The sequence below is a fragment of the Phaeobacter inhibens DSM 16374 genome, from assembly GCF_000473105.1.
Classification (GTDB): Bacteria; Pseudomonadota; Alphaproteobacteria; order Rhodobacterales; family Rhodobacteraceae; genus Phaeobacter; species Phaeobacter inhibens.
The window spans coordinates 46,295-72,252 of the sequence record NZ_AXBB01000005.1 but is presented as its reverse complement, the minus strand read 5'-3'; the positions used below and the strand labels follow the sequence as shown (position 1 = coordinate 72,252).

Genomic DNA, 25,958 nt, shown 5'->3' with positions numbered 1-25,958 from the left:
GCACCTCCAATAGGGCAATCAACTTCGTCATGGAGAGTTCGATGAACACACATAGCCCCCTGTCGTCCGTGCTGGCCTCGGTCAACACCGCCAATGGCCTGCCAAATGAGCATTACGTCGATCCACGCGTTTTTGACGAAGAAAAGAAATCCGTTCTGTTTGCGAATTGGTCGGGCATCGGATTTGGCAAGGACATACCGGAGCCGGGGGACGCTAAGCCGGTTGATTTCCTCGGCATGCCGCTGTTGCTGGTGCGCGACCGTACTGGTGAGATTGGCGTGTTTCAGAACACGTGCCGTCACCGCGGCATGATCCTAGTGGACAAACCGCAGAAAATCCGCGGTGCCATCCGCTGCCCCTATCACAGCTGGTGCTACGGGCTGAACGGTGCCTTGCGGACAACGCCGCATGTTGGCGGGCCAGGGCAGAACACCCATGAGGATGTGGATATGGACAAGCTGGGACTGATCCGTATCCGCTCACATATCTGGCGCGATGTGATTTTTGTAAATGTCGATGGTCAGGCGCCTGACTTCGCCACGGCTCATGCGGGGTTGCTGGAGCGCTGGCAGGAGTTTGAGACACCGATCCATCATGGCGGCGAAGGTTCCTCGTTGAAACTGGAGGTCGCAACCAACTGGAAGCTGGCGGTCGAAAACTACTGCGAGAGTTATCACCTGCCTTGGGTGCATCCGGGTCTCAACAGCTATTCCCGACTGGAAGATCACTACAATATTGAGGAGCGCGGGCAGTATTCGGGCCAGGGAACTTTGGTATATCGCCAGCTGACCGACGAAGGGGGCGCCAAACTGCCCGATTTTGCGGGGTTGAGTGGCCAATGGGACGAAGGTGCTGAATATATCGCAGTCTATCCCAACGTCCTGTTGGGTGTGCAGCGCGATCATAGTTTTGCGATCGTTCTGGAGCCAAAGGCTTGTGGCCATACGGTTGAACATATTGAGCTCTACTATGCCCAAAGCGAACGGGACACGCCGGAGCTTGACGGGTTACGCGCCTCCAACGCGCAGCTTTGGAAGACTGTTTTTGAGGAAGATGTCTTTGTTGTCGAAGGGATGCAGAAAGGCCGCCACGGTATACTGTTCGACGGCGGGCGTTTCTCGCCGGCAATGGATGGGCCGACGCATAACTTTCACCACTGGGTCGCAACGCAGGTACAGAAGGGGCGCGCGGCATGAGCGATTTCCTGCGCGATGGTCTGGCGCGGAACTACGTCGCCGGATCCTGGGTCGAAGGGGATGGCGGCGCGCGTTTGGCGGTTGAGGACCCCGGCACGGCACAGGATTTTGCCGATGCGGCGCTGGCAGGGGAAGCAACATTGGCCCGGGCACTGGAGGCCGCGCGGGCCTCTTTTGACCGGGGGGACCTAGCGGATATGCAACCTTCGGCCAGGGGGCGACTGTTGCTGCGCGTAGCGCGTGAAATTCGCGCCATCAAGGCGGAAGGCGCAGAGATCTTATGCCGCGAAAGCGGCAAGACACTGGAGGCCGCAAGGGACGAATTCGAAGAAGCCGCCTTGTATTTTGAATATTACGGAGGTGTTGCCGACAAGATTGAGGGCAAGTCAATCCCGCTTGGGCCAGACTATGTCGACTATACGATATATGAGCCGCATGGCGTGTCGGCGCAGGTGGTGCCGTGGAATTTTCCAGTGTCTATCGCCGCCCGGTCGCTGGCCCCATCCATGGCGGCAGGGAACGCCACAATTATCAAGTCGCCAGAACTCGATCCAATCGCGCTCGCGCTGTTGGGCAAAGCACTGGAACGCGCCGAGGTGCCTGCGGGCGCAGTTTCGATCCTGAATGGTATCGGTCGCGATCTTGGTGCGCGTCTGGTCGCCAGCAGTGCCGTTGATCAGATCGTCTTTACCGGATCGGTGCCAACGGGGCAGGCGATCCTGCGGGCTGCTGCTGACACGATTACCCCATCCCTGATGGAGCTGGGCGGCAAATCTGCAGCGGTGGTGTTTGCCGATGCGGATCTGGATGAGCTGATGACGAGCCTGCAATCGGGGATTTTCTTCAATGCGGGTCAGGTCTGTTCGGCCATGGCACGGGTGCTGGTGCATCGTTCGATCTATGACGAGGTCGTGACCCGCGCGGTATCGCTGGCCGATGGGCTCAAGGTCGGGCATGGCATGGACAATCCAGAGCACACGCCAGTGATCTCCGCAACGCAACTATCGCGGATCGAAACGCTGATCGCCACCGCAGAGCAGGACGGTGCCCGTATTGCCGCCGGAGGTCGGCGACTGGAGTGTGAGGGTCACTTCATGGCGCCGACTATTCTGGCCGACGTCAATCCAAACGCCCGAGTTGCGCAAGAAGAGATCTTTGGACCAGTCACTTGCATTACCCCCTTTGAGACAGAAGCAGAGGCGATCGCCATGGCCAATGGCACGGAGTTCGGTCTGGTCGCTGGGGTATTTACCCGTGATCTTGCGCGGTCGCACCGTGTCGCGCGCAAACTTCGCGCGGGTCAGGTTTTTGTCAATGAATGGTTCGCTGGCGGAATTTCCACCCCGTTTGGCGGCATCGGTAAGTCCGGCTTTGGCCGCGAGAAAGGCTTGGAGGCGCTCTATAACTATGTGCGGACCAAGAACATCGCGATTTCGCTGAAGGGCTGAGCCATGGAGCGTGATGATCTTGATCAGGCCCTGTTACAGGCCCATGCGGAGGGGGACAGCACCGCTCTGATACGGCTCTACTCTCTGGCAGCGGACGCGGCGGAGGGCGCAGGCGAGATTGACCGTGCCTGTTTCTATCTCACCCATGCCTTTGTCTTTGCACTGGAAAGCGGGGCGCCTGAGGCCGACCCGTTGAACGCCCGGCTGGCAGCACAGGGGCGGGCGCATCGGCTTGTCTTCTGAGATGTCGCAAACGGGCATTTTCCATACAATTCCGGCTGGCACCCTAAGGTGTGAAGCCATTCAACCGGACTAAAAGGTCCAACCCGTCGCAGTGACAGTGCAGGCCACTATTACTGCCACATAAGGCTCTTGAAGGGGGCAGAGATGCGCAGAGAAGCACAGGCAGTCGTCATCGGTGGAGGTGTCATCGGCTGTTCGATCCTCTATCACCTGACGAAACTGGGATGGTCCGATGTGGTACTGCTGGAACGTGATGAGCTGACCTCCGGCTCGACCTGGCATGCAGCGGCCAATATCCATGGATTGCACGACAGTACCAATATCAGCCGTATCCAGCATTATACGATGACACTCTACAAAGAGCTGGAAGCGGAAACCGGTCAGAGCTGTGGTGTGTTTCAGCCCGGTTCACTCTATCTGGCGCAGACCGAAGAGCGTGAACATCAGCTGAAGCTTCAGGCCGCCAAGGCCAAACTGTACGGGATGAATTTCTACGAGATCAGCCTTGAGGAGGCCAAACGCCTGAACCCGCTGGTCAATTATGACGGCATCCGTTGTGTGATGTACGAACCTGATGGCGGGAATGTGGATCCGTCCGGCGTAACAAATGCCTATGCGGTTGGCGCGCGTCAGCGTGGCGCGGAGATCCATCGCTTTACCCCCGTCACAGCCACCGAGCAGCAGACGGACGGGAGTTGGCTCGTCAAAACCCCGAAAGGTGATATCCGCACGCCTTGGGTGGTGAATGCCGCCGGGCTTTGGGGTCGGGAGGTTGCCGCCCTTGCTGGGGTTGAACTGCCTTTGCAGCCAACGGAGCATCAGTATTTCGTGACTGAAACCATGGCCGATGTCGCTGGTCACGGAACCCGCTTGCCATCAGTCAGCGACCGGGATGGCGAATATTATCTGCGCCAGGAAGGGCAGGGTCTTCTGGTCGGCGCCTATGAGAAGGACATGAAGTTCTGGGCCGAGGAAGGCACGCCGCTGGATTTCGCCCATGATCTGTTCCCGGACGATCTGGAGCGGATTGAGGACAATATGATGAACGCCATTGAGCGGCTACCAGCGGTAGGAGAGGCGGGGATCAAACGTGTCATCAACGGGCCGATGATCTGGTCTCCGGATGCCAATGTGCTGATGGGGCCGGTCCCGGAACTTGAGGGGTATTTCTGCTGCAACGGGATTATTCCGGGTTTCTCTCAGTCCGGCGGGATGGGCTTGATGGCAGCACAATGGATCATCGAGGGCGAGACCCAATACGACATGTTCGCCTGGGACATGGCACGGTTTGATACTTGGGCCACCAAAGAATTCACCAAGGCGCGAGTGCAGGATCAATATGCGCATCGTTTTGCAATCCATTTCCCCAATGAGGAGCGCAGTGCAGGCCGTCCGGCACGGGCCCGTCCGATTTATGCGCTACAGGCTGAAATGGGCGCGGTTTTTGGTCTCAATGCCGGTTGGGAGCATCCGCTCTGGTTTGCCACAGCTCCCGGAGCCAAGGACACCAATGGGTTTACCCGCCAAAACTGGTGGGAACCGGTGGCCGCGGAATGCCGGATGCTGCGCAGCCGCGCAGGCATTATCGACATCTCCAACTTTGCGAAATACCGCTGTGCAGGGCCGGATGCGGAAACCTGGCTGAACGCGGTTTTTGCGAACACTATGCCTAAAGCTGTGGGTCGCTCCTGTCTGACGCCTCTGATCTCGAAACGCGGCGGGATTGCCGGGGATTTCACTGTGACGCGCGTGGCCGAAGACGCATTCTGGATCATCGGGTCTGGCATGGCCGAACGCTACCACAAGCGGTTCTTCAAGGCGGTGCCGCTGCCTGAGGGAACAACATTTCAGCCCCGGACGGAGGCGATCTGCGGTTTTAACGTCGCCGGCCCCAAGTCGCGCGAGATGTTGCAGCGGCTGACCAATACCTCACTTGCGACGGAAGACTTCCCTTTCATGCGGTCGGCGATGATCGATCTTGCTGGCGTTGAGGTATTGGCGCTAAGGGTGTCCTTTACCGGCGACCTGGGTTGGGAGCTGCATTGCAAAAGCGAAGATCAACAACGCCTTTATGCGGCCCTGTTAGCGGCGGGTGAGGAATTTGGGGCAGGTCCCGTTGGCAGCCGGGCCTTGATGTCCCTGCGTGTCGAAAAGGGCTATGGCTCCTGGAGTCGGGAATACAGTCCGGAATACTGGCCGCAGGAGGTTGGCTTGGGCCGGCTTTGCAAGCTGCAGAAAGAGTTCCTGAACAAAGCTGCTGCCGAAGACGTGTTAAAAAAACCGGCACGCGAACAGCTGGTGTTGTTGCATCTGGACGAGGCAGAGACCGCTGCCTCCAATGCAGATGCGACAGGCGGCGAACCCATTTTCAAGGATGGTAAGGGCATCGGCCGCGTAACCTCCGGCGCCTATGGCTATAGCGTTGGTATGTCTCTGGCGCTTGGCTTTGTGCGGGATGCAGGCCCTGGTGACGAGGTAGAGGTCATGGTGTTGGGTCGTCCGCATCGGGCAGTGATCCTTGACCGCCCGCCATTTGATCCCGATGGCGCCATACTGCGCGGTTAAAACTCAATATAGAAAAGAAAAATGGAGGCCGCTCGGCCTCCACTTCGTTCTCTCACACCACGATGCCGGATGTTGGCTGCATATCTGCCATATCACAGCAGGGCGCGGACTTTCTCCAACAGAGCGGCATTGACGGCGACACCGTCTGAGGCCGCGCGGATGCGGCAGGCGCGCCGCCCATCGCCGGGCAGGCGCGCACCATCCTGATCATGGATCGATGCAATGAGGTCGGCCAGCCTTTGCTGAAATGCGCCACCTGCGGTTGCCGCCGGATCAACTGCGACGAAGAATTGACCGGTTTTCGGAGGGCCGCCCGCAGTGCCGGAGAAGGGGCTTGCGACTGAACCGAGTGTCGCACCGGTCATGGCAGCGGCCATCAGTTCAACAGTCAGCGCAATACCGACCCCTTTGTAGCCACCGGAGGGCACCATGGAGCCTTTGAGACCCGCCTCGGGATCGGTCGTGGGTTGGCCATCCGCATCCAAAACCCAGCCCTCTGGCACAGGTTTGCCTTCACGGGCGTGTTTCATCACCTCGCTTTTGGCGATGGTGCTGGCAGATTGGTCGATCAGCAACGCAGCGTTGCCGTCAGCATCCGGGGCGGCGATCGAAAACGGGTTGGTGCCCACAACCGGCTTTGCCCCACCAGATGGAGCAATAGACGCAGGCGCGTTGGTGAAACCGATGCCCAGCAGACCCGCCTGTGCCAGACGTTGGGTATGAACCCCCAGAACACCACAGTTGTAGGAATTGTTCACTGCCAGAACCGCAACCCCCATTTCACGGGCCAGTGGGATCAGTTTTTCGAACCCCTGATCGATCGCGCTATGGGCAAATCCGGTAGCCGCATCCACGGTGACAACGGCGGGGCGAGGCTGGTCGACAACGGGGGTGGCCTGACCATCAACCTTGCCGCATTCCACATGTTGAGCGTAGATCGGGATATAGGCCAGCCCGTGCGAGGCAACGCCATCGGCTTCGGTCATGGCTGTGGCGACAGCCAAGGGGCGTGCGTTGGCCTCAGAGGTGCCAGCCTTAACCAGCGCACGGAAGGCCAGATCTTCTATTTCGGCAAGGGTCAGGGTTTCTGTCGCAGTCATGTCGGTCTTTCTGTTATGCATATGCGGAGCGCACAGGGTGGACCTGCGCCCCAATAGGTTTCGTCAATCGTTGTCGCTGAGACCCGCGCCGGCGCCGCGCAAACGGCTTTCTTCGGTTGCGGGGGCAAATGTGCGATGTGCGAATTTAGCCAGCTGTTCCCAGCTTTCCTCTGACACATCGGCACGCATGACCGGTTCCTGCTGGCCCGTCATATCTGCCGGAGCGTAAAACACCATCTGATCCGCCAGCCGTGTAAGAAAGGCCTCGCTGTCACCCTGCACGCAGAGCCGCTTGCCATCGGTGGCAAGCCGCACGCCATCCCATTCAGCAGCAACCGGGCGCCCCAGTCTCAATGCAGCCCCGCCCATAAAGGGGACAGCCAGCAAGGGAAAATTCACATTTTCCATCGTGATCCGGCCGCGCTCCAACAGGCGCACAGCGCAATCGCTCAGCGCAGCGCCGGCAATCAGCGGGCTCATCCTGCGGGCGGGCGCGTGCCAGATCTCTGCCCGCAACGAAACAGGCGAGACATCAATCGAGGGAATGCGGTCATTCATGGTCAGAAGACCCGCCAGCATTTCGGTGCCGGGAAAGCCAAAGGACGACAGCCAGCGGGTGCCCTTGGCAGCCTCTTCCGCCAGCCCCCATGAGAGACCAGCCCCGCGGGCAGCGCGCTTGCTCATGGCCTCAATTTCATTCAACGAATGGCTCATGCCGCACCCTCTTCCAATTCAGGAAACACCCAAAATTCCGCGTTCTCTGCGGTTAACTCAGTGGGAAGCGGGGCGTTGCCATACATACAGATCCGCACCCAGCGATCCGACCGGGGATCAAACTTGGTTGCCCCGAAAAAAGCCAGCTTGCAGCGCAGCATATCGATGGGGAGCACCTGATCTGAAATCGTGTTGTCGCGAATTTCCGCATAGGGCGCGCGCCCGACGATCTGGGCCCTCCGCAGGACGTGGCGATGCTCCGAATGGCGCAGCAGGAAATCGGCGACCTGAGCCTCGTCCGGCCAATGGGCGAGGGCCTGATACAACATGGCTGCATCACGACCCGGTGCCAGCGGCTGCTCATATTCTTCGATCGGCTCCTCGAAGCGTTCACCCAACCGAGGTTCGAGCTTCTCTTCCGAGACATACCAGGCACGTGCCTTGTTCGCCGGCGTCTGCCAGTTGGTATCGATTGCCCATGCGTAGACGTCGCAGAGGATTTTGCGCAAATCTCCAATCGTCATCGCGCCAGCAATGCGGAAGGTGGCGGTATTGTCTGCCGACATATCTTCGGCAAATCCATCGACCAATCCGCCATAAGGTTCCAGCATTAGCGAGGCGATCCACTCCTGCCCTTCCAGAGATAGCGTCTCTTCAGCCCAACGATAGAGAACATCCCATGGCTTTGGCCCAGCCAATGTCTGGATTTCAAGATAGCTTGTCACCTGATCGGCATCCGACCGCAGCGCGCTCAGTTTCTGGATCTGGATCGGATGTTCAGACTGCCAGTCCGCGATTGTCATCTTGCTGCGCTCGACCAGAGAACGGAACAGCGCAATATCATCTGGATGGGCTTCTTCAATGTTGCGCACAGCCTGAATGGCCTTTTCACGCGCGGCCACCCAATTGTTGAACAATACGGGATGGTTCAGCAGAAACGGAGCCATTCCAAGGCCGGTAGAATTGCCAATTCCCATTGATCGCGCCAACTCCGGCGCCAGTCTCACGGCAGTGGTTCCCTTCACTCTCGCGCGGCAGTCGGCCATGTGCTGGACCAGATCGGTCACAAACCAACGGGTCAGATAGACCGACAGCATCTCGACTTGGAAGGGCGCGCGGAATTCTGGGCGCTCCGCAATCATTTCGCGATCTGCCGCCCCCAGTTTTCCCGACCCATATACGGCCGTGGTCCGCATCAGATAACCCACCGCGTCGATCTGTTCGGCAGAAGGCTGCTTGCCTGAGGCCAACGCGCTGACCACATGTTCCCACAAACGTACAGAGCGGTTCGCACGGGAGACAGACAGTTCCGAGCCGGAGACACGCCCGGCTTCCTGAACAGGAATATTCTGCGACAACCGTGCGATATCCGCGTCGGTCGGCACCCCGTCATACAGGGTGAATGTGGCGTCCCATGCCTCCGCGATGACCCGGTCAGAACGTTTCTCAGGCGGCAGGTCATGGGCAAAGGCCACCAGCGAATAGGAGCGTTCTGGCCCGTGCGCGGTGTAAACCGCATGGCCTTGGCCCATCTCATCAATCTCAAAGGCAGTTTGTTCAAAACGCCAGCCCTCGCGTGCCAGACGTCGGGTGAGCACCCGCATGAAAGACAGGCGAGATTGGTGCATCGAACCGAGGCGCGCCAGACGCATAACAGTATTCGGTTCACGGCAGAGAATGTCGGTCATTCGGATTGGCCTTTGCAATCAGGTCGTTAGTCATATCCCGTATGATCTGAACAGGTCGGGCGGTTGAAATGAGTGCCGGGCGCCAGTGACGCCCGGCAGATGTTTAGCTCTCTTTGCCCTTTGCCAGGGTGATGCGCAGCGCATCCCAGAGCGACGGCAGCAGGATCAGTGACACCGGCACAGCAGTGACCACGATGAAGCTTTGCAATTTTGATACGCCGCCGGAGCCGACAGAGATCAAAATCACGGCCATCACACCCATCGCAATACCCCAGAAAACACGCACAGCCGTGCTGGGTGTGTCGCCCTTGGTCATTGTAGCGGAAATCACATAGCTCATCGAATCCCCGGTTGTGGCCACAAAGATCGTGGTCAGGATCAGGAACAGGATGGAGACAAGGAAGCCCATCGGCAGGTTGTTGGTAATCGCCAGCAGAGCGGCGGGCAGGTTGAAGCCCTCGAACGCCGCGGAGACGGTGCCCGGCTCGGCCAGTTCCATAGCGATGCCGGTACCGCCGATGATGGTGAACCAGAAGTTGGTCACAATCGGTGCGATGATCGACAGCATGATGATGATCGAGCGAATGGACCGCCCGCGGGACACCCGCGCGATAAACATGGCCATCAGCGGACCATACCCCATGAACCAGCCCCAGAAGAACACGGTCCACCAACCCAACCAACCAGGGGCGCCGAAGACGGCCGCATCACCACGATACAGAGCCATCTGGAAGAAGTTGCCCAGATAGGTTGCGAAGCCTGAGAAGAACGACCCGAAGATGAAGCCGGTAGGCCCCGCCAGAAGGACGTAAATCAACAGGACCGCGGCGAGGATCACATTGATCTTTGACAGCAGTTGAATGCCACGGGACAGCCCGGTCATGGCTGAAATGGTATAAAGCGCGACCAGCGCACCGATCACCACGAACTGCGTGGCAAAAACATCCGGGATCCCAAAGAGGTCAGACAGACCGTAGCTGACCTGAAGCCCGAGAAAGCCAATCGGACCCACGGTGCCCGCCACCACGGCAATGATGGAAGACGCATCGGCAATGACGCCAATCGGACCATTGATGGCCTTGTCGCCGAACACAGGATACAGCAGCGTCCGCGGCGCCAGCGGCAGACCTTTTTCATAGTGGTAATGCATCAGCATCACGGTCGAGAGCGAGCCGAGGATCGCCCAAGCCAAGAACCCCCAGTGCATGAAGCTCTGTGCGATGGCTGGTGTCACAGCGGCTTCGCTGCCACCTTCGGCGCCATAAAGCGGCGGCGAATAGAGGAAATGTGCAATCGGCTCGCCTGCGGCCCAGAATACGCCACCGCCCGCAAGCAATGTGCACATGATCATGGAGCCCCACTGGAATGTGGTGAACTCAGGTGTTGCCAAACCGCCCATAATGGCGCGGCCACCCGGCAGTATGCAAAGGACCAGCCCAATCAAGAAGGTGGCTAGCAGCAGGATCTGCCAATATAGTCCAAAATAGGTCGCGGCGATGTTAAATCCCCAATCGACCAGTGCTGAAAGGCCGTCAAGATTGACCAGTGCCGCCACACAGAACAGCGCGATAAAGCCGCCCGAAAGCAGAAAGAGCGGCTTGTTAATGCGGCTCTCCTGCGGTGTTGTTTCCATCGATGTCTCTGACATCTGTCCCTCCCATTGGTCGGCCCGATATCATTGTACTGGGCCGTTAAACGTATCCCGGTCCGTCAGCTCCCTGACTTCGCACCGAAATTCTCATCGAAAAAGCGGTACCAGTTGCCCCCCATGACAGCGGCGACCTCTTCCTCATTCATCCCGACGCTGCGCAAACCGTCTTCGATATTGCCGAAGTCACGGTTGTCCTCGAACCAGCTGGGCATTGGCGGGAATCCTGGCGCGGATTTTGAACCCTCTCCGTAGTCGATTTCTTTGGTCCAGCGACCGACACGCATCCATTCGACGATGCTGTCGGGCTGATCCTGGCAAAGGTCGGTTCCAATGCCGAGGTGTTGCACACCATAGCGATCCGCGGTCCGCGCGATCATTTCGCAGAAACTTTGCAGCGTGCAGGCGGACTTGTCTTTCAGATGATGCGGGTAAACTGAGAACCCAAACATCCCACCATTGGAGGTCACTGCGCGGATCACGTCATCTTTCTTATTGCGCAGGGCAGGGGACCAGTCATGCGGATTGGCATGGGTGATAGCGATCGGGCGTTCCGAAAGATCCGCTGCTTCAATAGTCGAACGGTCCGCGGAATGGCTCATATCCACCACAAGACCGACGCGGTTCATCTCCTTGATGACCTGCTTGCCCATACGGGTGATGCCGGTGTCCTCCGCCTCATAACAGCCGGTCGCCAGTAGCGATTGGTTGTTATAGGTCAGCTGCATGAACCGCGCGCCCAGAGTGTGCACGATTTCGACCAGGCCGATGTCGTCTTCGATGGGCGACGGATTCTGGAAGCCGAAAAACACAGCGGTACGCTTAGTTTCGCGCGCCTTGTCGATGTCGGAGGCCCAGAGACCCTTCATGATCAGATCAGGAAACTGTTCAAACCAACGGTTCCATTTTTCGAAGTTCAGTACCGTCTCACGAAAATTCTCATGGTAGGAGATGGTGACGTGGATTGCATCCACGCCCCCCTCCCGCAGCTGGCGAAAGATCTTCTCCGACCAGTTGGCGTATTGCAGCCCGTCAATCCTGAGCGCCGGGCGCATCAAACCGGGCCTGCGCTGATATAGGCAGTCTTAACTGTGGTGTAGAACTCCGCTGCTGCTTTGCCCTGTTCGCGCGGACCATAGGAGCTATCGCCACGACCACCGAAGGGCACATGGTAATCGGTTCCAGCGGTCGGCAGATTGACAGTCACAACACCGGTGCGGGCATTGCGGCGGAAATGCGTGGCACGGGCCAGCGATTGGGTGACGATGCCCGAGGTCAGGCCAAAGTTGGTGTCATTCACCACGCTCAGCGCCTCATCATAGCTGCCAACCTTAATGACCGAAGTCAGCGGCGCGAACATTTCTTCGCGGTTGATACGCATGTCGTTTGTTGAGTTCAGGAACACGCCCGGGGACATGTAGAACCCCTGATGCGGCATCTCGAGACGCTGGCCACCGCAGGCGAGTTCGGCGCCTTCGGTTTTGCCCAGATCAACATAGGCGAGGTTTTCAGTCAGCTGCTGTTCGCTGACCACTGGCCCCATCTGCACGCCTGCTTCCAGTGCGTGACCCACCTTCATGGCCTGTGCCCCTGCCACCAGCTTCTCCACGAAGGCGTCATGAACACCGGCATGGACCACCAGTCGCGAGGAGGCCGTGCATTTCTGACCGGTGCCGCCAAAGGCACCACCAAGTGCCAGCGTCACGGCCAAATCCAGATCTGCATCGTCCATGACTGCCAGCGCATTCTTGGAGCCCATTTCCATCTGTACCTTGGTCAGGTTCTGGATGGCGGCAGACGCGATTCCCTTGCCGACCGGCACCGAACCGGTGAAGGAAATCGCGTTCACCTTGGGGCTTTCGACCAGACGCTGACCAATGGACCGGCCTGACCCCATCACCAGAGAGAACAGACCTTTGGGAATGTCCTGCCGCTCAATGATCTCCGCCAGCGCAACAGCCGATGCCGGGGTGATATTTGCCGGTTTCCAGACCACGGCATTGCCATAGCAAAGCGCCGGGGCAATTTTCCAGGAGGCGGTTGCAGTCGGGAAGTTCCAGGGGCTGATAATCGCGACGGTTCCGACAGCTTCGCGGCGGACGTCGACCTCAATATCGGGGCGCACAGAATCCGCATTCTCACCGATCTGGCGCAGGCATTCGGCAGCGTAGTAGGTGAAGAATTGGCCAGCGCGATAGACTTCGCCTTTACCTTCGGCCAGCGGCTTGCCTTCTTCACGGCTGAGAAGTGTACCCAGCTCCTCTGCGCGGGCCATCATTTCATTCCCGATGGCATTCAGCACCGCCTGTTTGCGCTCCAGACCGTAGGCAGCCCATTCGCGCTGTGCCACCTGCGCCTGATCCAGTGTCGCCTCCAGCTGATCGGCGCTGGCCTGGGCAAAGATACCGACCAGATCGCTCAGATCCGACGGGTTACGGTTCTCCACTTCGCTCTCACCAGCAAGCCATTCACCGGCGATCAGGTTCTTTTGGATATCAGTCATGGTCAGAGGCCTCACACAGAATTCAGTTTCCATGGGTATGGACATGAGAGGTCACTTCAATCAAACTCAAATAACTGAACATCATTTCAGAAACTTTGAAGTCTTTAGCTATGGCGCTGAAAATTGAGTTGCTTCGCGGATTTGCCGCAGTTGCCCGAAGCGGAAACCTAAGTGATGCAGCAGGCATTCTGGGGCGCACACCGTCGGCGGTGTCGATGATGCTGAAACAATTGGAGACGCATCTGGGCGAACCGCTGTTTGAGACCGATCGAAAGAACCGCCTGACGGCGCTGGGGGCCTTTGTGCTGGAACAGGCTGAGCGCGAGTTGCAGCAATACGACACAATGGTCAAAGCGATTGAAGGTTATGCCAAGGCCACACATGGACATGTGCGGATTGCCACCGTCCCATCTGTTGCAGGCACCGTAATGCCTTTGGTTTTTTCAAGACATATCAGTGATTTCGAGCATGTCGATATCGAGCTTCGCGATATGGATTCCATATCTGTCCTACATGAATTGTCCCGTGAGCGAATCGACATCGGGATTGCAACACTGGGTCAAAACAGCTCCGGCCTGCACAGCCAGCACCTGCTGTCGGATGCCTTTGGAGTGATCTGCACCCGCAATCATCCATTGGCGCAGGAACGAGGAAAAATCGACTGGGGCATGCTGCAGAATGAGCGTCTGATCGCCAACAGTTTGTCAGCCGGCATCAATGCCGAACCATCCCGGATACTGCACGATAAGGCTTTGTTGAAAGCACAGAACCTGACCTCCATCATGGCCATGGTGCGGGCAGAAATTGGCATCACTATTTTGCCGGAAATGGCCGCGCGGGCTGCAAATGCGCCGGAGCTAGTGTTCTGTCGGCTGGCTGATTCGCAGGCCACACGCCAGATCCATCTGCTGCGCAAAACCGATACCGCCCTGTCACCAGCCGCGCGACTGCTGGAAAAACACATTCTCACCTGTGCTGCTGAACTGACCGAAGGAGGCCTGTCATGACCCGAACCGACACGCCGCTCACACTGGGCATTCTGATCTTCCCCGGCTTTCCCATGGCCTGTCTGACCTCCTGCATTGAACCCTTGCGCGCCGCCAATGAAATCGCGGGGAAGGAGGCCTTTCGCTGGACGGTGGTCGCTGAGACTGCGGACCCGGTCGCCTCCTCAGCTGGGGTCAGTTTTGGTCCGGATACTGTGCTGGCGGACCTGGCGGAGCATGATTTTCTGTTTTTTACGGCGGGACCAAATGCGCAGTTTGACCAGCCCGCACGAGCCAAAGCAGCCTTGCAACGGATCACCCGACGCAAGACCCGGCTCGGCGCTTTCAGCGGTGGGGTTTTCCCGCTGGCACGGACAGGTTTGGTGGCGGGGCATCCGCTCTCGGTTCATTGGTGCTATGAGGCTGCATTTGAGGCGGAGTTTCCGGACATCGAACGACAAAGCACAGTGATCTGCGATGAGGGGTCATTTGTGACAATCTCCGGAGCGACAGCGGTGTTTGACTACATGCTCACGCTGATCGAGGAGCATCTCGGCGGGGATATCATGGCTGAGGTTGCCTGCTGGTTTCAGCACCCCTATGTGCGCAGCGCAGCGACCTCTCAGAAAACCCCGGCATTTTCAACGGCCAAGAGCAAAGACCTGCTGCCAAAGAAGGTGACGCAAGCAATCGAGCATTTCGCCGAGCACATCGAAGACCCGATCCAGATCAGTGATGTTGCGGATGCCATCGGGGTCTCCGCCCGGTCGCTGGAACGCAGCTTCAAGGAGGCCACAGGCCAGAGCCCGTTGAAATACTACCGGATGATGCGAATGAACCAGGCGCGGCAGCTGGTGCTTTATTCCAGCACGTCCGTAACAGAGATCGCATATATGGTCGGCTACAGTACGCCCGGCGCATTCCTGCGGATCTACCGCGAGAGTTTTGGAGTCACGCCGATCAATGACCGGCGCGCCAAAAACTCCCTGCGTGTCAAAAGCGGGGATGCCCTGCCTGCGGGATAAACCCGCGTGGCAAGCACATCCAGATCCCCGCCTCAAGCGATGGAGCGGGCGGCAGTGATCAACGCGTGATGCAAAGACGCAGCGGAGGAACGCGGCCCCAGAACAGCCATGCGATCCTGCTCTAGGCGCCACAGGAACACGCCGAGATGCTCCAGAGTACCACGAATGACGCGTTCAGGTTGCATGTCGCGGACCGGTGCGTTGCTGAGTCGTTCAAACAGATCACAAAGGGCAGGGCCCGCAACATCGAAACGACACCAACCATCGGTCTGTTCCACCACCGATGCGGTGGCGCCCGACACGTCTTTCAAATCGCGGGCCAGCTGCTCATGCTGATCATGGGGCGCTGAGATCATCCACTGATGCGGCCCGGTCCAAAAGACCGAGAGCACACCAGCCTGTGACGATCCGCCAACATCTGGCAGCTCCATCTTGTAGGCTTCTGCAAGAGCCGTCCGCAGCGCCGGTTCCTGGTCTTGGCGAGCCGCCACTGAGGCAAGCGCCCGGTCCGTCACTTCGGAGATCGTCAGGTCGCCAATCGTATCCATCCGGGGGGTGTCACTGCCAAGCGGGGTGAGGGCGGTCAATTTATGCACGGAGCTTCTCCCCTTCGGGATCTACGAAATGAGGGCTGACAATCTCAACCAGAACGGTTTGGTTTTCCAGCGGGTTGACCAGACGCAGCCGCTCGCCCATTCGATTTGCCCCACCTTTGACAAAGGCCAGTCCGATTGCGCTTTGCAATATGGGTGAATAGGCGGCAGAGGTCACATATCCCTGATCATGCGCTGCATCGACCGGGCCATCGGTCGCCATCAAATGCCCCCCGGCAGGAACACCATCGCTGGACTTCACGGGGCGCACCCCGACGAGGTTCAGCGCATTCTCTGTGTTCATACCGTCGCGGCGGCTCAGCACATTGCCAATGCAATCCTTTTTGGTCGAGACCATGCGGCCGAGACCTAGGTTCAGCGCGGATGTGGTGCCGTTCAGTTCATTGCCTGCGGCATGTCCCTTTTCGATCCGCATCACACCCAGCGCTTCGGTGCCATAGGGTGTCACATCGAATTCTTCCCCTGCCTCCATCATCTCTCGCATCAGGGCATCGCCATAGCGGGTTGGGACCGCAATTTCATAGGCCAGCTCACCCGAGAAAGAGATGCGGAACAGCCGTGCACGGCATCCACCACAGACCGTGACCTCACCACACCCCATGAAGGGGAACGCCTCGTTGGAGATGTCGAACTCAGGGTCGACGATTTTTTGCAACAGCTTGCGTGCATTGGGACCGGCGACGGCGTATTGCGCCCAGGCCTCGGTTGTCGAAATCAGTTGCACGTCCAGATCAGGGCAGAGGCACTGACGAACAAATTCCATATTGCGATAGACCAGAACGGCATTGGCCGTGGTGGTGGTGACGACAAAATGATCCTCGGCCAGCCGTGCAGCAGTGCCGTCGTCATAGGCAACGCCGTCCTCCCGCAGCATCAGGCCGTACCGGACCTTGCCCACAGGTAGTTTGGCAAATCCATTGGCGTAAACCATGTTGAGGAAGGTCGCAGCATCCGCGCCCTGCACATCAATCTTTCCCAATGTGGTCACATCACAGATGCCGACCGAGTTCCGGGTCTGAAGGACCTCGCGGTCCACCGACTGGCGCCAATGAGTCTCACCCTCGCGCGGGAACCACTGCGCCCGCAACCAGTTGCCCACCTCAACGAAGACTGCGCCCTGTTCCTCAGCCCATTTATGGCTGGGGGTGAGGCGGGTCGGATGAAAATCCTTGCCAACAGCACGGCCCGCCAGCGCACCCATCGCAACGGGCGTGTAAGGGGGGCGAAAGATGGTGGTGCCGGTGTCCGGGATAGATTTGCCCGTCAGTTCCGCCATAGCCGCCAAGGCGCCAAGGTTCGAGGTCTTTCCCTGATCAGTTGCCATGCCAAGGGTCGTGTAGCGCTTCAGATGCTCCACCGAGGTGAAGTTCTCCTGATGGGCCAGCTTAACATCCTTCACGGTCACGTCGTTCTGGAAATCAAGCCAGGCGCGTTTGGCACCTTTGACATGCCAGAAAGGCGTCAGGGAGACAGGCGCATCTTCGGCCTGCGGCAGATCCGCAGCACGGGCTGAAATGCCAAGATCACCAAGCGCCTCAACGGCGCGCTCTGCGCCCCCCTTCAAAGCTTGTGCAGTGGTCATTTCCCTCATAGCCGCCCCAGCGACCAGCTGACCTGTCGGCAGCCCATCCCCCGGTACAAAGGACTGGATCGCGTCATTCCAGACCGGGCGACCCCGTTGATGGCACGTCAGGCCCAGATTGGGGTTCCAGCCACCCGACATAGCAAGTGCATCGCAAGCGATGGTGCGGGTTTGGCCATTTGCAAGACGCACAGTGACCGACGACAGGCCGAGACGCCCCTTGGTGTCGATGATTTCGGCCCCGGCGAGAACCTCGGTACCCGACAGGGTTGGCGCGTCATTGCGCACATCGACGATTGCGGGCACCTCCACCCCCTTCGCCATCAGATCGCGAGCGGTGTGATAGGCATCGTCATTATTGGCAAAGACCACCACAGACTGGCCCGGTGTCGCCGCCCAACGGTTGGCATAGGCCCGTGCAGCCCCCGCCAGCATCACGCCCGGTCGATCATTGTTCTCAAAGGCGATCGGACGTTCAATTGCGCCGGTCGCAATCAGTGCACGTTTTGAGTAGATCCGCCAAAGCGTCTGGCGCGGTTTCCCCGCTGTCGGCGTCGGCACGTGATCCGCGTTGCGTTCAACCGCGCCGTAGATGCCGTGATCATAGGCTCCAAACACGGTTGTACGTGGCATCACGCGAACATTTGGCAGCGCGGCTAGCTCTGCCTGTGTCTGCGCCACCCAGTCGGTGCCAGACATTTCCGACAGCGCTTTGGTTTCGCTTAGCAAACGACCGCCGAGGCGATAGTCTTCCTCCGCCAAAATGACCTGTGCGCCAGCCCGGCCTGCGGTCAGAGCCGCCGCCAGTCCGGTCGGTCCTGCGCCAATGATCAGCAGATCACAATGCAGGTATCCCTTGTCATAGGCATCCGGATCTGCCTCCCCGGTCAGGCTGCCAAGTCCTGCAGCCTTGCGAATGATCGGCTCGTAGAGTTTTTCCCAAAACGCTTTTGGCCACATGAAGGTCTTGTAATAAAAGCCGGCTGTCAGGAAATTTGAAAACCGGTCATTGATCGCCATCATATCATGGTCAAGCGACGGCCATCGGTTTTGTGACCGGGCCTCCAATCCCGCAAAAAGCTCAACAACCGTGGCGCGGGTATTGGGTTCCTGACGCCCGCCGGAACGCAGTTCAACCAGTGCGTTGGGTTCCTCACTGCCAGCAGTCAGCACACCGCGTGGGCGGTGATATTTGAAGGAGCGCCCCATTAGCTGCACACCATTGGCCAGCAGCGCAGACGCCAACGTATCACCCTGATGGCCCTCATAGGTCTTGCCATCAAACTGGAACGACAGCAGGGCATCGTGGTCGATAAGGCCGCCCGATAGTCGATTTTTCAACACGGATCTCCGGCTCATTGCTGCGGCTCCTGCGTGGTATTAGCCGCTTTATTCGCAAGCGCCACATCCCGGGCCAGTTCCACCCTCAGGATCTCATGCGTCGTGGTGTTCCGGGTCACCACCAGCCAGGACCGGTCACCCTGTTCGTGGAACCACAGCTCGCGATGTTCCCCCGCCGGGTTCTTGCGCAGATACAGATAGTCATGGAACTGCTGCAGGGCCGTTTCTGACAGCCAATAGGGCCGGTTCATCAGGCCAGCGTCCCCCAAATAGGTGAACTCCTGCGCGTCGCGGGGCCCAAGCAGCGGATGGTTGATAATCATCTGGACAATTCCTCAGTGCAGGTTCGGTTGGGCGCCCTGGCCCTTTTCATCGATCATGTGACCGGACATGAAGCGATCCAGCCGGTAGGCGGTCGCAGTCTCATGCGGACGATCGGTTTTCAGAAGATGCGCGAAGCAGTAGCCGGCTGCCGGCGTGGCCTTGAACCCGCCATAGCACCACCCACCGTTGAAATAGAGACCCTCGATATGAGTCTTGTCGATGAAGGGAGAGCCATCCATCGACATGTCCATGATCCCGCCCCAGCTGCGCAGCAGTCGCGCCCGCCCGAGAGCCGGGATCAATGACATGCCACTTTCGACGACATCTTCGACAACCGGCAGGTTTCCGCGCTGTGCGTAAGAGTTGTACATGTCGATATCGCCACCAAAGACCAGCCCGCCCTTGTCTGACTGGCTGCAATAGAAATGCCCCGCCCCGTAGGTAATCACGCCAGGAATAAAGGGCTTCAGTCCTTCTGAAACAAAGGCTTGCAAGACATGGCTCTCGATTGGCAGGCGCATGTCAGCCAGGGACATCAGGCGGCTTGAGTTGCCGGCAACCGAGACGCCGACCTTGCCTGCCCCGATGTAGCCACGGGAGGTTTCGACGCCCAGCACCTTGCCGCTTTCGATGCGCAGGCCGGTAACTTCGCAATTTTGGATGATATCGACACCGCGCAGATCGGCACCACGGGCATAGCCCCAGGCCACCGCATCATGGCGTACCGTGCCGCCGCGCCGGTGCAAAAGGCCGCCTTTGATCGGAAAACGTGCGTCATCAAAGTTCAGGAAGGGATACATTGCGCGAACGCCATCCGTGTCCAGAAGTTCGGCGTCTGAGCCGTTGAGGATCATGGCATTCCCACGGCGTCTGGCCGCATCGCGCTGCGCGTCGCTATGGATCAGATTCAGAATACCGCGCTGGCTGACCATAGCGTTGTAGTTCAGATCCTGCTCCAGATTTTCCCAGAGCTTCAGCGAAAACTCATAAAACGGCTCGTTCCCATCCAACAGATAGTTGGAGCGGATGATCGTGGTATTCCGCCCGACATTGCCGCCGCCGATCCAGCCTTTCTCCAGCACAGCGATCCGCGCGCCGCCGAACTCCTTGGCCAGATAATAGGCTGTCGCAAGACCATGCCCGCCACCGCCAATAATCACATAGTCATACGCCGCCTGCGGCGTCGCATCACGCCATTGCGGGCGCCAGCCCTTGTGCCCGCTCAGGGCTTCCTTGATCAGTCCAAACGCAGAATATCGCATAGCGGCTCCTGTTCCTTGCGAGAACAGTTGCCGTGAAATCAGGTGAGGCTGCCGATGCGCTTTCGGACAAGATTCATGTCAGAATCGACAATTCAGATCTTCGCATTGCTCCGGTTGGCAAGCCCATGCCGACTGATGGTGTCCTTGCGCCCTTTTTTGAGCGATGCCACTTGTAATGCAGGTTATGTTAAATGAAGGCGCGATCAGTTGCCCTGGACGTTACACTCTCAACGCAGCCGCTAGATCTTGGACACCTTTCTCCAAGCGTTCTTCCGAAAAACCAGCGAACCCCATGACAAGCCCTTGGTTCACAGGAGGTCCTGCAAAAAACGACGACAAAGGCTGCACGATAACTCCGGCGGATTTAGCCCGTTCTGCAGCCTCAGTATCGTTCATGCGGTTCTGTAGGTCTGGCGTCAACATGGCGACCAGATGCATTCCGGCAGGTACAGGATCGACAATCAGAAGATCGGCGGCATGCAGCTTGATTGCCTTCAAGACTGCCGCCTGTCGTTTCGCATACAGGCGTCGCATGCGCCGGATGTGTATGGCGAAATCACCGCTTTGCATGAACCGCGCCAGGACCGGCTGCAGCATCAGCGATGCCTGCTGATCTGTCTGGGACAATGCCGACCTCACCTTGGGCAGCATCGACTTTGGGAAAACCACAAACCCGAGCCTCATTGCAGAAAAAATCACTTTCGAGAAGCTGCCGACGTAAATCACCCGATCCTGATTGCTGAGGCTCATCATGGCGGGAAGCGGCTTGCCTTGGAACCGGTATTCACTGTCGAAGTCGTCCTCGATTACATAGGCGTTGCACCCAACGGCCCATTCGATGAGCTCAAGCCGACGGGACAGTGGGAGTGTGACGCCAAGCGGATAATGGCGCGATGGGGTAACGATTGCCGCCTTCGCCCGGGGAGCCGTCTGAAGCGCCGTCTTGATATCAAACCCCTGTTGGTCAACCGGCGACGGCACAGGTATAAGCCGGTTTTGATGCACAGCCCGGTTCAGGACGGCGTAACCTGGCTCCTCGGTCAGTACCACATCCCCTTCGTTCAGCGTTGCAGCAGCAATCAGACTGATGGCTTCGACGACACCTGATGTGATGAATATCTGTTCTGCCGTGCAGGGCAATCCACGCCATTCACGTAAATGATCCGCAATAGCCTCCCGCAGAGGCGGCCAGCCAAATGAATCGACACGCGACAGCAGGGCAGCGTCCGGTCTCCTCCAGGTCTGATCGTGATGACGCGCCCACTGCCGGTAAGGAAATAGCGTCAGTTCGGGTGCGGAGGCATCAAATGGCCGTAAGGTCGCGGGCACGGCCCGGGACGCTTCTTCGGGAAAGGTACCGGACCTGCCCTGCTCCATAGAGGCCGCAGTACCGGATTGTGCCTCTGGCAATTGATCCGGCAATTCTGCTTCGACATAGACACCGGAGCGGGCGCGCCCCTCCAGATAGCCTTCGCTGATCAACTGATCGATGACTGCTGAGACCGTCACCCGCGAGACCGACAGCTCCTCAGCCAGCGTGCGACTGGAGGGAAGTTTTGATCCCGGAGATATCATCCTGTCCAAAATCAATCGTCTCAGCTGGGCAAGAAGCTGCGCCTGAAGCGTGTCTGCACCATCGCGATCAAGGGATAGGGACAGCAACGCAGCCCCCGTTCTGGTCTTAGCCATAGCTCAAGCCTTGCTGCATTTGATCAGACCAGTCAAGACGACATCAGCCACCCGCAATCATCACCTAGTGAAGCCGTCCCGCCCGCCGCTCTCCGGCTTGACGGGACCAATGTGGCGCTAGTCGTTCGGACGCACCCGAGCAGCAGTTTTATTGGCGAAAGCCTCAAGCCGCGCGCGGGCGGCCGGTTGCGTGTTGACCACGCCTGCGACAACGGCTTCGGCGTAAGCCGCATCCATGCCGGACATGTTGTTGAGGTGGCTGATTGCGGAGCAGATGGCATAGTTGGTGAGCGGCAGGTTTTCAGCTGCCCGATTGGCAAGCTCAAGCGCCTTATCAAAGCTGGAACCATCTGTGATGTACTGCGCCAAGCCCAGATCAACCGCCTCCTGCCCCTGATAGACACGCCCCATCAGGATCATGTCGATCATGCGGGATTTTCCGATCAGATCGGACACCCGAATAGTTGCACCACCACCAGTGAAAATCCCACGCTGCCCCTCAGGCAGGGCAAAATATGTGGTTTGATCCATCACGCGAATATGTGCGGCACTGGCAAGCTCCAGACCGCCGCCAACCACCGCGCCCTGCAGCGCTGCGATCACTGGTACACCGCCATATTCCATCTTGTTGAACGCCTCATGCCAGCGCAGGCACACATGCATGAATTCATCGGGGGTTCGGTCTTCTTTCCAGTGCTCCACCAGATCCAGACCGGCGCAGAAATGGTCGCCCTTGCCCGCCAGGACCACGGCCTTTACCCCCTTGCGATGAGCACTGCTGAAGAACTGGACCAGCTCCTCAATCGTGGCAGTATCCAGGGCGTTGCGCTTGCTGGGGCGGTCAAGGGTTACGACGCAGACGCCATTGTCTTGCACTTCGATTGCAAGGTTCTGATAAGAGCTGAAACTGTCTTTTGCCAACATGGCTGGATCCTTTTCGGACTAGGTGGAGCGCCCGGAGGCGGATATTTTATGAGCGGTCAGACCTGGCTGGCCTCGTCAAGAAGGCTGGTTGCACCCGTCATGATACGCGCACGATCGCTCTCGCATTCGACCAGAATATGATGTGCGAAAATCTGCACGGTGGTAATTTTTTGTGCCATGAAGTCGGTCTCATTCCCCCGCTGCAGTTCTGCCTCGGCAGCACGCGCACCGCGCGCCAGCTGCCAGCCAGCAGCAAGCGTCCCGGTGAGGTTGAGGAATGGGACGCTGCCACCAAATGCGGCTCTGGGATCATTGGGGGCGGTTTCCAGCAACCAGGCGAGGCTGGCATCAAACGCCGCCCTCGCCTCGCCAAGGCGTGCCGCGATATCCTGCAGTTTAGCGCTTCCTGTTTGCAAGGCAGCCTCGGTATCTGCAATCATAGCGGAGAACCGGCGCGCCGTTTGACCGGCGTCTCGCAAGACCTTGCGCCCTAGAAGGTCGTTGGCCTGAATGGCGGTCGTGCCTTCATAGATCGGCAGAATGCGCGCATCCCGGTAAAACTGTGCCACACCGGTTTCTTCAATGAACCCCATACCGCCGTGGATCTGGACCCCGAGCGATGCCACCTCAACCGCCCGCTCCGAACAGAACGCCTTGACCAAGGGAACCAGAAATTCAGCCACCGGCGCGGTCTCGGCGCGGATGTCATCATCACCGTTTTGGGACAAATCCAGCCAGCCGGCGGCAGCCATACTCAGAGAGCGGCCCCCTTCGACCAGCGCCCGCATCCGCAAAACCATGCGGCGCACATCGGGGTGACCAATGATCGCCGTTGTTTTATCAGGAGCAAGTCCGATCGCCTGCCCCTGTACCCGCTCCATGGCGTAGGACAGCGCGTGCTGATAGGCGCGTTCGGAAACTGCGACGCCCTGCACCCCCACCGCAAACCGCGCGGCATTCATCATGGTGAACATATATTCTAGACCGCGGTTTTCCTCCCCGATCAGGTAGCCGGTGGCATTGTCATACTCCAAGACCGCGGTGGGGCTCGCCCGCACTCCCAGCTTGTGTTCGATACTGACGCAATTAACGCTGTTGCGGTCGCCGGGGGTGCCATCCTGATCGACGAGGAACTTGGGCACCAGAAACAAGCTTAGCCCCCGGTGGCCGTCGGGCGCGCCAGGCGTCCGGGCCAGAACCAGGTGGATAATATTCTCCGACAGCTCATGCGCGCCATAGGTGATGAAAATCTTGGTGCCGCTGACGCCGTAGCTGCCATCCGCGCGCGGCTCTGCCTTGCAGCGCACCCGCCCCAGATCGCTGCCGGCCTGCGGTTCCGTCAGGTTCATAGTTCCGGTCCATCGGCCGGAAACCAGCGGGCGAAGATAGAGCTCTTTCTGCGCCTCGGTTCCCGACAATTGCAGCGCGTCGATGGCACCATCTGTAAGAAGCGGGCAGAGACCAAAACTCATATCCGCCGCGTTCAGGATTTCGGTAGCTGCGGCACCAACCACGCGGGGCAGACCCATTCCACCGTGATCTACCGGATGCGCCAGGCTCTGCCACCCCATGTCCACGAACTGTGCATAGGCAGTCGCAAAGGCCTCCGGCAGAACTACCTTATCTCCATCAAGCCGTGCCCCGGTGGTGTCACCGACAGAGGATAGCGGGGCGATCAGATCAGTGCAAAACCGGCCCAATTCTTCCAGCGCAGCCCGGGCATCAGTGCGATCAATCTCACGGTATTTCTCAAGGGCGCTGACCTGCGGCCATTGCGAGAGATGGTCCAGATTGAACATCATGTCACGGATCGGAGCTTCATAGGTCATTGGCGCCTCGTTACTGTGCTAGCTGTTGCCGATTGTCTAAGCTATCGCACGAAGGCTGCCCATTCCAGAATTTGACAAACGACTTTCCGAAAGTGACAAACCAACCTATCCTGTCGCCTCTATGACACACCATGATCCAGACACCCTTGCAACCGTTTCACTGCCCTTCATTGAAGACTGGCTGTCGGCTCTTCAGGCCAGTTGTGACGTGGATCAGATACACAGGATCCTGACCCACAGCGGTCTTTCCCAGCTTGCGAACTCGAAGCCCGCTGCTAACAGGGCCACACAGCGGGTTACATTGGATCAGATCGTTGAGCTCTATCAAATTGCAGCCGCTGAAACAGGCGATGAAATGCCTGGCCTTTGGAGCCGCCCTGTCCGTCCACGGGCGTTACAGCACCTGCTCACAACTGTGCGCGAAGCAGGAAATCTACCAGCAGCACTCTATCGGTTTTCGACATTTTGGAATCTGATATTGGACGACTATCACATTGAATTAAAATCAGAAGAATCATATATTTCTCTAAGTCTCGTGCCACGTGGCGCGCAGGAGGCTCACCGGTTCGGGCATATGCTCCTGCTCAAATTAGTGCATGGATTGCTGTCTTGGCTCGCAGGCTACGAGGTGCCGGTTCAGGCTGTGCAGTTTGCATTTGACCAACCCGGTTTTGCGCAGGACTACGGGGTAATTTTTCCCGCCCCGGTCCGCTTCTCTCAACTGTGTTCCGCTATTTCATTTGATCCGCAACAGCTCGGGCCCCCGCAGCCTCGCAGCCCGGCGGAACTTGCGGCATTCCTGGACCGGGCGCCGCGAGACTGGATCTTCACCGGTTTTCGCGAGCATCGGCTGTCCCTGCAGATCCGGGATTTTCTTTATCGGTCAAACTGGGAAGACTGCCGTCTGGGAGACGCGGCGGCGATGCTGAATGTGACACCCCGCACGCTTATGCGTCGGCTGGAGGATGAGGCCGCGTCCTTTCAGTCCATCAAGGACGCATTACGCCGCGATATCGCCATTCGTGACCTGCGGGCAGGTCACAAATCTATCGAAGACATCTCCCACGACCTCGGCTTTTCGTCGTCCGCAAACTTTCACCGCGCCTTCCGCCGCTGGACCGGTGGAACAACCAGTTCGTACCGATAGCCTTTTGGCAAGATGCCAACAGATCTCAGTGAGCATTGCAGAGTAGGATGTCCTGCCTTTCCCCGCGTCCACTGATCGTCACTTTTGACAGGTCAGATGTATGAATCCATGGTACTTAGAAGAAATCGCT

20 protein-coding genes are annotated in these 25,958 nt (G+C 58.5%); 7 read left to right on the top strand and 13 right to left on the bottom strand.

From position 1 onward, the window contains the following. The first annotated feature begins 41 nt into the window (after window positions 1–41). The 4 genes from INHI_RS0101805 to INHI_RS0101790 all read left to right on the top strand — a co-directional run bounded on the left by INHI_RS0101805 (window position 42) and on the right by INHI_RS0101790 (window position 5,452). Window positions 42–1,196, top strand: a complete 1,155-nt coding sequence (locus INHI_RS0101805) for an aromatic ring-hydroxylating oxygenase subunit alpha (protein WP_027246502.1) — start codon at window positions 42–44, stop codon at window positions 1,194–1,196. Next, a complete protein-coding gene (locus tag INHI_RS0101800) occupies window positions 1,193–2,644 on the top strand; it encodes an aldehyde dehydrogenase family protein (protein WP_027246501.1) in 1,452 nt (483 codons plus the stop codon). Before INHI_RS0101805 ends, INHI_RS0101800 begins: the two co-directional genes overlap by 4 nt. Before the next feature lie 3 nt (window positions 2,645–2,647). Continuing rightward, the gene (locus tag INHI_RS0101795; protein WP_014889337.1) at window positions 2,648–2,887 is read left to right on the top strand and encodes a hypothetical protein; all 240 of its coding nucleotides are present in this window, start codon (window positions 2,648–2,650) and stop codon (window positions 2,885–2,887) included. A gap of 144 nt (window positions 2,888–3,031) precedes the next feature. Further along, window positions 3,032–5,452: a GcvT family protein gene (locus INHI_RS0101790; protein ID WP_027246500.1), complete on the top strand. Its 2,421-nt coding sequence runs from the start codon at window positions 3,032–3,034 to the stop codon at window positions 5,450–5,452. 92 nt (window positions 5,453–5,544) lie between these two features. Here INHI_RS0101790 and INHI_RS0101785 read toward each other — a convergent pair whose 3' ends face one another. The 6 genes from INHI_RS0101785 to INHI_RS0101760 form a co-directional block, all read right to left on the bottom strand. Continuing rightward, on the bottom strand, window positions 5,545–6,552 hold the full coding sequence (locus INHI_RS0101785) for an Ldh family oxidoreductase (protein ID WP_027246499.1): 1,008 nt from the start codon (window positions 6,550–6,552) through the stop codon (window positions 5,545–5,547). 63 nt (window positions 6,553–6,615) lie between these two features. After that, window positions 6,616–7,266, bottom strand: a complete 651-nt coding sequence (locus tag INHI_RS0101780; protein ID WP_027246498.1) for a DUF3726 domain-containing protein — start codon at window positions 7,264–7,266, stop codon at window positions 6,616–6,618. After that, entirely contained in the window at window positions 7,263–8,954 is a 1,692-nt protein-coding gene (locus INHI_RS0101775) for a hypothetical protein (RefSeq protein ID WP_027246497.1), read from the bottom strand. The genes INHI_RS0101780 and INHI_RS0101775 overlap by 4 nt, the downstream gene beginning before the upstream one ends. Before the next feature lie 103 nt (window positions 8,955–9,057). Next, on the bottom strand, window positions 9,058–10,602 hold the full coding sequence (locus INHI_RS0101770; RefSeq protein ID WP_014881774.1) for a BCCT family transporter: 1,545 nt from the start codon (window positions 10,600–10,602) through the stop codon (window positions 9,058–9,060). Between the two features lie 62 nt (window positions 10,603–10,664). After that, a complete protein-coding gene (locus tag INHI_RS0101765) occupies window positions 10,665–11,657 on the bottom strand; it encodes a membrane dipeptidase (protein ID WP_014881775.1) in 993 nt (330 codons plus the stop codon). Next, window positions 11,657–13,105, bottom strand: a complete 1,449-nt coding sequence (locus INHI_RS0101760) for an aldehyde dehydrogenase family protein (protein ID WP_027246496.1) — start codon at window positions 13,103–13,105, stop codon at window positions 11,657–11,659. The genes INHI_RS0101765 and INHI_RS0101760 overlap by 1 nt, the downstream gene beginning before the upstream one ends. A gap of 110 nt (window positions 13,106–13,215) precedes the next feature. Between INHI_RS0101760 and INHI_RS0101755 the strand changes: the two genes are divergently transcribed. Both INHI_RS0101755 and INHI_RS0101750 read left to right on the top strand, forming a co-directional pair. Continuing rightward, window positions 13,216–14,112, top strand: coding sequence for a LysR family transcriptional regulator (locus tag INHI_RS0101755; protein WP_014881777.1), 897 nt, complete (start codon window positions 13,216–13,218; stop codon window positions 14,110–14,112). After that, a complete protein-coding gene (locus tag INHI_RS0101750; protein WP_027246495.1) occupies window positions 14,109–15,116 on the top strand; it encodes a GlxA family transcriptional regulator in 1,008 nt (335 codons plus the stop codon). The genes INHI_RS0101755 and INHI_RS0101750 overlap by 4 nt, the downstream gene beginning before the upstream one ends. 32 nt (window positions 15,117–15,148) lie before the next feature. On the opposite strand, the gene INHI_RS0101745 is transcribed toward INHI_RS0101750, so the two are convergent. The 7 genes from INHI_RS0101745 to INHI_RS0101715 form a co-directional block, all read right to left on the bottom strand. Continuing rightward, the gene (locus INHI_RS0101745) at window positions 15,149–15,712 is read right to left on the bottom strand and encodes a sarcosine oxidase subunit gamma (RefSeq protein WP_027246494.1); all 564 of its coding nucleotides are present in this window, start codon (window positions 15,710–15,712) and stop codon (window positions 15,149–15,151) included. Then, entirely contained in the window at window positions 15,705–18,671 is a 2,967-nt protein-coding gene (locus INHI_RS0101740) for a sarcosine oxidase subunit alpha family protein (RefSeq protein ID WP_027246493.1), read from the bottom strand. The genes INHI_RS0101745 and INHI_RS0101740 overlap by 8 nt, the downstream gene beginning before the upstream one ends. Continuing rightward, window positions 18,668–18,976: a sarcosine oxidase subunit delta gene (locus tag INHI_RS0101735; RefSeq protein WP_014881781.1), complete on the bottom strand. Its 309-nt coding sequence runs from the start codon at window positions 18,974–18,976 to the stop codon at window positions 18,668–18,670. Before INHI_RS0101735 ends, INHI_RS0101740 begins: the two co-directional genes overlap by 4 nt. Window positions 18,977–18,988: 12 nt before the next feature. After that, window positions 18,989–20,239, bottom strand: a complete 1,251-nt coding sequence (locus INHI_RS0101730) for a sarcosine oxidase subunit beta family protein (protein WP_027246492.1) — start codon at window positions 20,237–20,239, stop codon at window positions 18,989–18,991. Between the two features lie 219 nt (window positions 20,240–20,458). After that, window positions 20,459–21,928, bottom strand: a complete 1,470-nt coding sequence (pdxR, locus tag INHI_RS0101725) for a MocR-like pyridoxine biosynthesis transcription factor PdxR (RefSeq protein WP_027246491.1) — start codon at window positions 21,926–21,928, stop codon at window positions 20,459–20,461. Window positions 21,929–22,045: 117 nt separating this feature from the next. Beyond that, window positions 22,046–22,852: a methylthioacryloyl-CoA hydratase gene (gene dmdD / locus INHI_RS0101720; RefSeq protein WP_014881784.1), complete on the bottom strand. Its 807-nt coding sequence runs from the start codon at window positions 22,850–22,852 to the stop codon at window positions 22,046–22,048. Window positions 22,853–22,908: 56 nt separating this feature from the next. Next, on the bottom strand, window positions 22,909–24,681 hold the full coding sequence (locus INHI_RS0101715) for an acyl-CoA dehydrogenase (protein ID WP_027246490.1): 1,773 nt from the start codon (window positions 24,679–24,681) through the stop codon (window positions 22,909–22,911). A gap of 121 nt (window positions 24,682–24,802) precedes the next feature. Here INHI_RS0101715 and INHI_RS0101710 point away from each other — a divergent pair, with 121 nt between their 5' ends. Then, window positions 24,803–25,828 carry a helix-turn-helix transcriptional regulator gene (locus INHI_RS0101710; RefSeq protein ID WP_027246489.1) on the top strand — a complete coding sequence of 342 codons (1,026 nt, stop codon included), beginning with the start codon at window positions 24,803–24,805 and terminating at the stop codon, window positions 25,826–25,828. The last annotated feature ends 130 nt before the right edge of the window (window positions 25,829–25,958 follow it).

What these genes read in the sequence shown, in the direction of transcription:
- INHI_RS0101790 (WP_027246500.1), top strand. Translation starts at nt 3,032, where the DNA reads ATGCGCAGAGAAGCACAGGCAGTCGTCATCGGTGGAGGTGTCATCGGC.
- INHI_RS0101750 (WP_027246495.1), top strand. Translation starts at nt 14,109, where the DNA reads ATGACCCGAACCGACACGCCGCTCACACTGGGCATTCTGATCTTCCCC.
- INHI_RS0101800 (WP_027246501.1), top strand. Translation starts at nt 1,193, where the DNA reads ATGAGCGATTTCCTGCGCGATGGTCTGGCGCGGAACTACGTCGCCGGA.
- INHI_RS0101775 (WP_027246497.1), bottom strand. Translation starts at nt 8,954, where the DNA reads ATGACCGACATTCTCTGCCGTGAACCGAATACTGTTATGCGTCTGGCG.
- INHI_RS0101715 (WP_027246490.1), bottom strand. Translation starts at nt 24,681, where the DNA reads ATGACCTATGAAGCTCCGATCCGTGACATGATGTTCAATCTGGACCAT.
- INHI_RS0101780 (WP_027246498.1), bottom strand. Translation starts at nt 7,266, where the DNA reads ATGAGCCATTCGTTGAATGAAATTGAGGCCATGAGCAAGCGCGCTGCC.
- pdxR (WP_027246491.1), bottom strand. Translation starts at nt 21,928, where the DNA reads ATGGCTAAGACCAGAACGGGGGCTGCGTTGCTGTCCCTATCCCTTGAT.
- INHI_RS0101765 (WP_014881775.1), bottom strand. Translation starts at nt 11,657, where the DNA reads ATGCGCCCGGCGCTCAGGATTGACGGGCTGCAATACGCCAACTGGTCG.
- INHI_RS0101795 (WP_014889337.1), top strand. Translation starts at nt 2,648, where the DNA reads ATGGAGCGTGATGATCTTGATCAGGCCCTGTTACAGGCCCATGCGGAG.
- INHI_RS0101755 (WP_014881777.1), top strand. Translation starts at nt 13,216, where the DNA reads ATGGCGCTGAAAATTGAGTTGCTTCGCGGATTTGCCGCAGTTGCCCGA.
- INHI_RS0101760 (WP_027246496.1), bottom strand. Translation starts at nt 13,105, where the DNA reads ATGACTGATATCCAAAAGAACCTGATCGCCGGTGAATGGCTTGCTGGT.
- INHI_RS0101785 (WP_027246499.1), bottom strand. Translation starts at nt 6,552, where the DNA reads ATGACTGCGACAGAAACCCTGACCCTTGCCGAAATAGAAGATCTGGCC.
- dmdD (WP_014881784.1), bottom strand. Translation starts at nt 22,852, where the DNA reads ATGTTGGCAAAAGACAGTTTCAGCTCTTATCAGAACCTTGCAATCGAA.
- INHI_RS0101735 (WP_014881781.1), bottom strand. Translation starts at nt 18,976, where the DNA reads ATGATTATCAACCATCCGCTGCTTGGGCCCCGCGACGCGCAGGAGTTC.
- INHI_RS0101730 (WP_027246492.1), bottom strand. Translation starts at nt 20,239, where the DNA reads ATGCGATATTCTGCGTTTGGACTGATCAAGGAAGCCCTGAGCGGGCAC.
- INHI_RS0101740 (WP_027246493.1), bottom strand. Translation starts at nt 18,671, where the DNA reads ATGAGCCGGAGATCCGTGTTGAAAAATCGACTATCGGGCGGCCTTATC.
- INHI_RS0101805 (WP_027246502.1), top strand. Translation starts at nt 42, where the DNA reads ATGAACACACATAGCCCCCTGTCGTCCGTGCTGGCCTCGGTCAACACC.
- INHI_RS0101710 (WP_027246489.1), top strand. Translation starts at nt 24,803, where the DNA reads ATGACACACCATGATCCAGACACCCTTGCAACCGTTTCACTGCCCTTC.
- INHI_RS0101770 (WP_014881774.1), bottom strand. Translation starts at nt 10,602, where the DNA reads ATGTCAGAGACATCGATGGAAACAACACCGCAGGAGAGCCGCATTAAC.